Origin of the sequence: Citricoccus sp. CH26A, from assembly GCF_000224415.1 — a bacterium.
GTDB lineage: Bacteria > Actinomycetota > Actinomycetes > Actinomycetales > Micrococcaceae > Citricoccus.
The window spans coordinates 1-8,959 of the sequence record NZ_AFXQ01000045.1 but is presented as its reverse complement, the minus strand read 5'-3'; the positions used below and the strand labels follow the sequence as shown (position 1 = coordinate 8,959).

Annotated in this window: 9 protein-coding genes; 6 read left to right on the top strand and 3 right to left on the bottom strand. The window is 71.3% G+C overall.

Annotation, left to right across the window (positions count from 1 at the left end):
* Positions 1-743: UDP-glucose/GDP-mannose dehydrogenase family protein (locus CITRI_RS0115430; protein WP_040386688.1), on the bottom strand; the 743-nt coding region annotated here is incomplete at its 3' end.
* 261 nt (positions 744-1,004) lie between these two features.
* The gene (locus tag CITRI_RS0115425) at positions 1,005-1,769 is read right to left on the bottom strand and encodes an IclR family transcriptional regulator (protein WP_010145845.1); all 765 of its coding nucleotides are present in this window, start codon (positions 1,767-1,769) and stop codon (positions 1,005-1,007) included.
* A gap of 102 nt (positions 1,770-1,871) precedes the next feature.
* On the opposite strand from CITRI_RS0115425, the gene leuC reads away from it, so the two are divergent.
* The 6 genes from leuC to CITRI_RS0115395 all read left to right on the top strand — a co-directional run bounded on the left by leuC (position 1,872) and on the right by CITRI_RS0115395 (position 8,407).
* Positions 1,872-3,350, top strand: a complete 1,479-nt coding sequence (leuC, locus tag CITRI_RS0115420; protein ID WP_010145844.1) for a 3-isopropylmalate dehydratase large subunit — start codon at positions 1,872-1,874, stop codon at positions 3,348-3,350.
* Between the two features lie 2 nt (positions 3,351-3,352).
* Positions 3,353-3,955 carry a 3-isopropylmalate dehydratase small subunit gene (leuD, locus tag CITRI_RS0115415; protein WP_010145843.1) on the top strand — a complete coding sequence of 201 codons (603 nt, stop codon included), beginning with the start codon at positions 3,353-3,355 and terminating at the stop codon, positions 3,953-3,955.
* Between the two features lie 116 nt (positions 3,956-4,071).
* Entirely contained in the window at positions 4,072-5,400 is a 1,329-nt protein-coding gene (gene murA / locus CITRI_RS0115410) for a UDP-N-acetylglucosamine 1-carboxyvinyltransferase (protein ID WP_010145842.1), read from the top strand.
* A 9-nt stretch (positions 5,401-5,409) separates the two neighbouring features.
* Positions 5,410-6,132, top strand: coding sequence for a 1-acyl-sn-glycerol-3-phosphate acyltransferase (locus CITRI_RS0115405; RefSeq protein ID WP_010145840.1), 723 nt, complete (start codon positions 5,410-5,412; stop codon positions 6,130-6,132).
* Positions 6,129-7,235: an NAD(P)H-dependent glycerol-3-phosphate dehydrogenase gene (locus CITRI_RS0115400; RefSeq protein WP_010145839.1), complete on the top strand. Its 1,107-nt coding sequence runs from the start codon at positions 6,129-6,131 to the stop codon at positions 7,233-7,235. The genes CITRI_RS0115405 and CITRI_RS0115400 overlap by 4 nt, the downstream gene beginning before the upstream one ends.
* A 71-nt stretch (positions 7,236-7,306) precedes the next feature.
* Positions 7,307-8,407, top strand: a complete 1,101-nt coding sequence (locus CITRI_RS0115395) for a D-alanine--D-alanine ligase family protein (protein ID WP_050813723.1) — start codon at positions 7,307-7,309, stop codon at positions 8,405-8,407.
* 18 nt (positions 8,408-8,425) lie between these two features.
* Here CITRI_RS0115395 and CITRI_RS18170 read toward each other — a convergent pair whose 3' ends face one another.
* Positions 8,426-8,884: a DUF3515 family protein gene (locus CITRI_RS18170; RefSeq protein WP_141566149.1), complete on the bottom strand. Its 459-nt coding sequence runs from the start codon at positions 8,882-8,884 to the stop codon at positions 8,426-8,428.
* Positions 8,885-8,959 lie beyond the last annotated feature (75 nt).

Here is an 8,959-nt window from a genome sequence, read left to right as displayed (position 1 = left end):
GGGTCGTGGCCGATCGCGTCGGCCAGGGTGCCGATGTCCCCGCCGACGTGCTCGGTGATCTCACTGAAGGCGTTGATGAAGGAGATCTTCGTGGCCAGGAACGCGTTCGCGGCGACCTTGACCAGTTCGGCGGTGGCATAGTCCGTGGCGATCCACGGGGTCCCCTCCGACAACGACTTCGCGTACACCTCACGCAGCACGTCCTCGGCATGGGCGGAGGTGACGCCGACGACGAGGCGGTCCGGGGTCAGGGTGTCCTTCACGGCGAAGCCCTCGCGCAGGAACTCCGGGTTCCAGGCCAGCTCCACCGTCCCGGGCAGCCCGGCCCTGGCCCGGGTGTCGGCGATGAGTGAGGCCAGGCGTTCGGCGGTGCCGACCGGGACGGTGGACTTGCCCACGATCAGCGCGTCCTGGCTGATGTGCTCGGCCAGGGACACCGCCGCGGCGTCCACGTAGCGCATGTCCGCCGCGCTCTCACCCGGTCTCTGCGGGGTGCCCACCCCGATGAAGTGCACATCCGCCCACGCACCGACCTCCTCATAGGAGGTGGTGAACCGCAACCGGCCCGAGGCCACGTGCTTGATCAGCAGCTCCGGCAACCCGGGCTCGTGGAACGGCAACTCCCCCCGGGACAACGCCTGGACCTTGGCCGGATCGATGTCCAGCCCCACCACCTCGAACCCCAGCTCCGCCATGCACGCCGCATGCGTCGCCCCCAAATACCCCGTCCCGATAACCGACATCCTCAGGGGGGAGGCGGCACGGCCCTGGGCGTCCTGGGGTGCGGGGAGAGTGGTCACGGCGGGAGTCGCTCCTGTCCGGTCAGCGGGTGGTCTTCGGGTCACCCGGACGGATCCGGAGGGCCTGTGGGCAGGATAGGCGTGCTCCCGGTGTCCATGCACACGGGCGGGGAAACTCCCGGCCAATGACCGGGGAATTCCCGACGCCCCGGGTCTTGCGGTCGCATGCTGCCGTCGCAGCCTGCAGCCGGACGGCCGTCGGGATCAGGACGAGGTGGTCTCGGCCGAACGCACCAGCTCGGTCAGGTTGAGCGCGGCACGCATGACGGTCTCGGCGTGGACCCGTCCCGGCTGGCGGGTGAGCCGTTCGATGGGGCCGGAGATGGACACCGCCGCGATGACCCGGCCACTGGGGCTGCGCACCGGCGCGGACACCGAGGCGACGCCCGGCTCGCGCTCGCCCAGGGACTGGGCCCAGCCGCGACGCCGGACCGCGGCCAGCACCGCGGGGGTGAACACGGCGCCGGAGAGGCCCTCGACGAGCCGTTCGTGGTCCTCCCAGGCCAGGAGCACCTGGGCTGCCGAACCGGCCTTCATGGACAACCGGGTGCCCACCGGGATGGTGTCCCGCAGGCCGACGGGCCGCTCGGCGCTGGCGACGCAGACGCGGCTGTCCGCCTGCCGCCGGAAGAGTTGGGAACTCTCGCCGGTGGCGTCCCGCAACCGCGTCAGCACGGGCCCGGCCGCGGAGGTCAGGCGGTCCTCGCCGGCGGCGGAGGCCAGTTCTCCCAGGCGACTGCCGAGGATGTACCGGCCCTGCAGGTCACGTCCCACCAGTCGGTGGTGGACCAGGGCGGCCGCCAGCCGGTGGAGCGTCGGGCGCGCGATGCCCGTGGCGGCGACCAGCTGGGCCAGGGAGGTGGGGCCGGCCTCCAGGGCGTCCAGGATCGCGGCGGCCTTGTCGACGACACCGACGCCGCTCGGCCGGTGCAGCGCCTGGAGCTGGGGAGAGGTGGGAGGGATGTCCATACTCTGATACTAGCGTCTCAATATATGAGATTGTTCCGCAGGTGCTGGCCGCGCCCCGCAGGCGGTGCCACAGTGGAACGGTCACTGGTGGAAGGACTTGAGATGGCAGAGATCACCGAGAACGCAGTCAATCCGGCGGCCCCGCGCACGCTGGCCGAGAAGGTGTGGCAGGACCACGTGGTGGTTCCCGGCGAGGGTGCCGGAGAGGCGCAGACCCCGGACCTGCTCTACATCGACCTGCACCTGGTCCACGAGGTCACCAGCCCCCAGGCCTTCGAGGGCCTGCGGCTCGCCGGCCGCCCCGTCCGCCGGCCCGACCTGACGATCGCCACCGAGGACCACAACACGCCCACGCTGGAGATCGACAAGCCGATCGCCGACCCGGTCTCGGCCAAGCAGATCCAGACCCTGCGGGACAACGCCCGCGAGTTCGGCATCCGGCTGCATTCCCTCGGCGACGCCGAGCAGGGCATCGTGCACGTCGTCGGACCCCAACTGGGCCTGACCCAGCCGGGCATGACCGTGGTCTGCGGCGACTCGCACACCTCCACGCACGGGGCCTTCGGCGCGCTGGCGTTCGGCATCGGCACCTCGGAGGTCGAGCACGTGCTGGCCACCCAGACCCTGCCCCTGAAGCCGTTCAAGACGATGGCGATCAACGTCGAGGGCACGCTGCGCGACGGCGTCACCGCCAAGGACATCATCCTGGCCGTCATCGCCAAGATCGGCACCGGCGGCGGTCAGGGCTACGTGCTGGAGTACCGCGGCTCGGCCATCCGGTCCCTGTCCATGGACGCCCGCATGACCATCTGCAACATGTCGATCGAGGCGGGCGCCCGCGCCGGGATGATCGCCCCGGACGAGACCACGTTCGAGTACATCAAGGACCGCCCGCACGCGCCGCAGGGACAGGACTGGGACGCTGCCGTGCAGTACTGGAGCAGCCTGCCCACCGACGAGGGGGCCAGCTTCGACGCCGAGGTGTTCCTCGACGCCGACGCGCTCGAGCCCTTCGTCACGTGGGGTACGAACCCGGGCCAGGGCGTGTCCCTGAGCGACACCGTGCCCTCCCCGGAGCAGTTCGAGGATCCCAACGCCCAGGCCGCCGCACAGCGGGCGCTGGAGTACATGGACCTGACGCCGGGGACACCCATGAAGGACATCCGGGTGGACACGGTGTTCCTCGGGTCCTGCACCAACTCCCGCATCGAGGACCTGCGCACCGCCGCCTCCATCATCCAGGGGCAGGCCAAGGACGAGGACGTGCGGATGATCGTCGTCCCGGGCTCGGCGCGGGTGCGCCTGCAGGCCGAGGCCGAGGGCCTGGACCGGGTCTTCAAGGACTTCGGCGCCGAGTGGCGCTTCGCGGGGTGCTCCATGTGCCTGGGCATGAACCCGGACCAGCTGGCACCGGGGGAGCGCTGCGCGTCCACCTCCAACCGCAACTTCGAGGGCCGCCAGGGCAAGGGAGGCAGGACGCACCTCGTCTCCCCGGTGGTCGCGGCCGCGACCGCCATCCGCGGCACCCTCTCATCCCCGTCCGACCTGACCGCCGGTCAGTCCCAGTTCCAGGAGGCCTGATCATGGAACCGTTCGCCCGTCACACCGGAATCGGTGTCCCGCTCAAGCAGTCCAACGTGGACACGGACCAGATCATCCCGGCCGTCTACCTCAAGCGCATCACCCGGACCGGGTTCGAGGACGCCCTCTTCGCCGGCTGGCGCAAGGACCCGGGATTCGTCCTGAACCGTGAGCCGTATTCCTCCGGGTCCGTGCTGGTGGCCGGCCCGGACTTCGGCACCGGATCCTCGCGCGAGCACGCCGTGTGGGCGCTGAAGGACTACGGCTTCAAGGCCGTGCTCTCGGCGCGCTTCGCGGACATCTTCCGCGGCAACGCCGGCAAGCAGGGCCTGGTGGCCGCCGAGGTGGACCAGCAGGACATCGAGCTGATCTGGAAGGAGCTCGAGAACCACCCGGGCACCGAGGTCACCGTCGACCTGCAGGGCCGCACCGTCACGTGCGGCGCGGTGACGGCCGGGTTCCAGCTGGACGACTACACCCGGTGGCGGCTCATGGAGGGGCTGGACGACATCGGCCTCACCCTGCGCACCGAGGCCGACATCTCAGCCTTCGAGGCCGCCAGGCCCCCCTTCAAGCCCGCCACGCTGCCCGCACGCACGGCCTGACCCCTCTTCGGGCCGTATGCTGGGATGCGGATCCGCGCCCCCGGGCGAACCACCCCAGTGGATCCATCACGAAGCTACGGCCCGACCCGGCGGGCCACGGAGGATGTCCACTGTCTATGGGAAATCTGCTGACGATCAACGGCGGCAAGCCGCTCGAGGGGCGCGTCAGCGTCCGGGGCGCCAAGAACCTGGTGCCGAAGGCCATGGTGGCCTCACTGCTGGGCGACAAGCCGTCCGTGCTGCGCAACGTCCCCGAGATCCGGGACGTGGACATCGTTACCGGACTGCTCTCCGTGCACGGCGTAAAGGTCAGCAAGGACCCGGTCTCGGGTGACCTGACCATGGACCCGGCGCAGACCAAGTCCGCCACCAGTTCGGAGATCGACGCCCACGCGGGGGACTCCCGCATCCCCATCCTCTTCTGCGGGCCGCTGATGCACTCCATCGGGGAGGCGTTCATCCCGGACCTCGGCGGCTGCCGGATCGGCGACCGGCCGATCGACTTCCACCTCACCGTGCTGCGCAGCTTCGGTGCGGTCGTGGAGAAGCGACCCGGCGGCATCCACATCTCCGCGCCCAAGGGGCTGACCGGCGCCAAGCTGGACCTGCCCTACCCCTCCGTGGGGGCCACCGAGCAGGTGCTGCTGACCGCAGTCAAGGCCGAGGGCATCACGGAGCTCAAGGGGGCCGCCGTCGAGCCCGAGGTGCACGACCTGATCGCCGTCCTGCAGAAGATGGGCGCAATCATCACCGTCCAGACCGACCGGACCATCCGGATCGAGGGTGTCAGCAAGCTCTCCGGTTTCAACCACCGCGCCATCCCCGACCGCAACGAGTCCGCCTCCTGGGCCTCCGCCGCGCTGGTCACCCAGGGCGACATCTACGTCGAGGGCGCGATGCAGCGTGACCTGACCGCGTTCCTGAACACCTACCGGAAGATCGGCGGGGAGTTCGACGTCGACGACGAGGGCATCCGCTTCTGGCACGGCGGCGGCGCGCTCAAGCCGCTGGTGCTCGAGACCAACGTCCACCCGGGGTTCATGACGGACTGGCAGCAGCCCCTGGTGGTCGCCCTGACGCAGGCCGAGGGGGTGTCGATCGTTCACGAGACCGTGTACGAGAACCGCTTCGGCTTCACGGACGCCCTGGTACGCATGGGCGCCTCGATCCAGTTGCACCGGGAGTGCCTGGGTTCGGTGCCCTGCCGCTTCGGCCAGCGCAACTTCCTGCACTCGGCCGTGATCTCCGGGCCCACCGAGCTGCACGGGGCTGACTTCGACATCCCGGACCTGCGCGGCGGGTTCTCGCACCTCATCGCGGCCCTGGCCGCGAAGGGGACCTCGCAGGCCACCGGCATCGAGATCATCAACCGGGGCTACGAGAAGTTCATGGACAAGCTGACCGGCCTCGGCGCCGACGTCGAGCTCAGCCGCATCAGCCGCTAGGAGACTGTCTTGACCGCACCAGCCGGGCTCCGCGCCGGGTACTTCGCCGCGTCCCTCCTGGTCCGTCCCGGACTCAACGCCGTCATGGCCAAGGAGTGGCAGGGCACCGAGAACATCCCGGACTCGGGCTTCATCGTCTGCGCCAACCACGTGTCCAACCTGGACCCGCTGGCCATGGGCCACTTCGTGTACAAGCAGGGCCACCTGCCGCACTTCCTGGCGAAGTCCGAACTGTTCCAGCTGCCGGTGATCGGCGGGCTGCTCACCGCCATGCGGCAGATCCCGGTCGACCGCTCGCGCGGCGGGAACGACTCCCTGCTGGCGGCGGACGCCGTCCTCGCCCAGGGCGGGGCCATCATCATCTACCCGGAGGGCACGCTGACCTCCGACCCCGACCTGTGGCCGATGAAGGCCAAGACCGGGGCGGCCCGGCTCGCCCTGAAGACCGGGGTCCCGGTGATCCCGGTGGCCCAGTGGGGTATCCATGAGGTCCTGCCGCAGACCGCCAAGGTGCCCTCCGTGCGCCCCCGCCACACCGGCAGGATCCGAGTCGGCACGCCGGTGTCCCTGGACGACCTGCGGGATGCGCCGCTGACCCGGGCAGTGCTGGAGACCGCCAGCGAACGCATCATGTCCGCCATCTCCTCCGAGCTGGAGGTCCTGCGCGGGGAGAAGGCGCCCGAGGGGCGCTGGAACCCGCGGACCGGCCAGCGGGAGGCGGTCCAGGCATGACGGGTCCCGGCACGCCGGGCGGTCCCCCGGCCGCGGCGGACCGGGCCACGGCAGGCCCGGCGCCCGAGAACCCCCGCAGTGAACGGATCGCCGTCGTCGGTGCCGGCAGCTGGGGGACCACCTTCGCCAAGGTGCTGGCAGACAGCGCCGCCGAGCGCGGCGTCGCCGATCCGGAGATCGTGCTCTGGGCGCGCCGGCCGGACGTGGCCGCCGGCATCAACGCCGGGCACCGCAACCCGGACTACCTGCCGGACATCGACCTGCCGGAGGCACTGACCGCGACCACGGACCTCGCCGCGGCCGTGGCGGGCGCCGGCATGGTCGTGCTGGCCATCCCCGCCCAGGAGGTCCGCGGGCACCTGCCGGAGATCCGCGCGCACCTGGCCCCGGACGCCGTCGTGGTCTCCCTCGTGAAGGGGCTGGAGCGCGGCTCCGACGCGCGGATGAGCGAGCTGTGCGCCGAGGGGCTCGGCCTGGCGGCGGACCGCTTCGCCGTGGTCTCGGGACCCAACCTGGCCCTCGAGATCGCGCGCGAGGAACCGACGGCGACCGTCGTCGCCTCGGCCTCGCCCGGGACCGCCGCCTGGGTCGCCGAACGGGTCTACGGTCCCTACTTCCGGCCCTACACGAACACGGACGTGGTCGGCGTGGAGATCTGCGGTGTCGTCAAGAACGTGATCGCCCTGGCCGTCGGCATCTGTGACGGACAGGGCCTGGGAGACAACTCGAAGGCATCGATCATCACGCGCGGACTGGCCGAGACCTCGCGCCTGGCCGTGCGGCTCGGCGGCCGGGCCGAGACCCTGTCCGGACTGGCCGGGCTGGGAGACCTGGTGGCCACCTGCGCCTCGCCCCTGTCCCGCAACCGGAGCGCCGGCCGGCTCCTCGGACAGGGGCTCGACGTCGCAGCCACCACGGCCCGGTTGCGCCAGACCGCCGAGGGCATGAAGTCGGTCTCGGCCGTGGTGGACCTCGCGCGCCGACACGGCGTGGAGATGCCCATCAGCGAGGCGATCAACGCCGTCATCGCTGGCAGACTCGACGTCGACACCCTCGCGGGCCTCCTGTTGGCCCGCGACCTCAAACCGGAAGGACGACATTGACCCAGGACCCAGCGCTCCGTCCCGGCAGCGTCGGAGACAAGCACTGCCCGGGTTCGGGCCGGGACGGCCGGTTGCGCGTGCTCGTGCTGTTCGGCGGCCGCTCCTCCGAGCACCCCATCAGCTGCATCACGGCGGCCGGTGTCCTGAACGCCATGGACCCGGAGAAGTACGAGGTGGTGCCCGTGGGCATCACCACGCAGGGCCGCTGGTCGGCGGTCGCCGCGGACACCGCCCTGTGGAACCTGACCGGTGCCGAGCTCCCCTCCGTCCCGGAACCGGACCAGCCCCTCGTGCTGGGGGCCACCCCGGACGGCGGGCACGAACTGACGTCCGCCGTCGATGCCGAGTCCCACGGGCCCATCGACGTGGTGTTCCCCCTGCTCCACGGCCCCTTCGGGGAGGACGGGACCCTGCAGGGCATGCTGGAGATGGCCAACGTGCCCTACGTGGGCCCCGGCGTGCTCGCCTCCGCCGTGGGGATGGACAAGCACTTCATGAAGATCGCCTTCCAGGCCGCCGGGCTCGCGGTGGGACCCTGGGAGACCATCACGGACCGGCAGTGGCTCACCGCCCCCGAGGAGGCCCTGGACCGGGCCGAGGCCCTGGGTTATCCGCTGTTCGTCAAGCCCGCCCGCGCCGGGTCGTCGATGGGGATCAGCCGGGTGACCGACCGCGAGGGCCTGCACACCGCCGTCGGGGTCGCCCGGGAACTGGACCCCAAGGTCGTCGTGGAGGCCGGGATCGCCGGCCGGGAGATCGAGTGCGCCGTGCTCGACGGCCACGGCACGGACCGCCCGCGGGCGTCCCTGCCGGGCGAGATCGTCGTGCACGCCGGAGCCCAGCAGCACGAGTTCTACGACTTCCAGGCCAAGTACCAGGACGACTCGGCGGCGGACCTGTCCTGCCCGGCGGACCTGCCGGAGGCCGCCATCGCCGAGGTCCAGGAGCTGGCCGTGCGGGCCTTCGAGGCCGTGGACGCGGAGGGCCTGTCCCGCGTCGACTTCTTCTACACCCCGGACGGGCGGTTCGTGATCAACGAGATCAACACGATGCCCGGGTTCACGCCGATCAGCATGTACCCGGCCATGTGGGAGCGCTCAGGCCTGGGCTACCGGGAGCTCATCGACGAACTGATCACCCTGGCCGTGGAGCGCGGGACCGGCCTGCACTAGCGTCCACGCCGGCCCGCGCTACCCGGTCGGCCCGGGCGTCGCCGGAATGGTCTCCGCGGGCGCGGAGGTGCAGCCCCCGGTCGCCGGGATCCTCGAGACGGCCGGGGCCAGGTCCACCATGACCGAGCTCGAGGCGGCACGGGTGTCGTCGAAGAGCACCTCGACCGCAGGCGTGCGGCCGTAGGTCGTGAGCGTCCAGAACTCGCCGTCGTCCCGCGTCACCCAGTCCACCCCGTTGGCGGTCACGCAGTGTTCGGTGGTCGGCCCGGGGGTCGGGACCCCGCAGCGCAGGACCACGGCCGAGGGCTCGCCCCACGCCGCCGTGGCCTGGCTGTCCGTCTCGCGCCGGTCCAGGCCGGCCACGGCGTCCGGCAGGGCCACCATGGCCTCGGCGCACACCGGGTCGGTGGCCTCCGGGGCGGGCTCGACGTCGGCCACCGGCGCGGCGCAACCGGCCACCAGGAGACCGGCGGCCACCACCCCCACGCCGAGCGCGGTGCTCTGGCGCCCGGCACCGGCGGGTCGGACGCGAACCTCGGAGTCAACACCGCG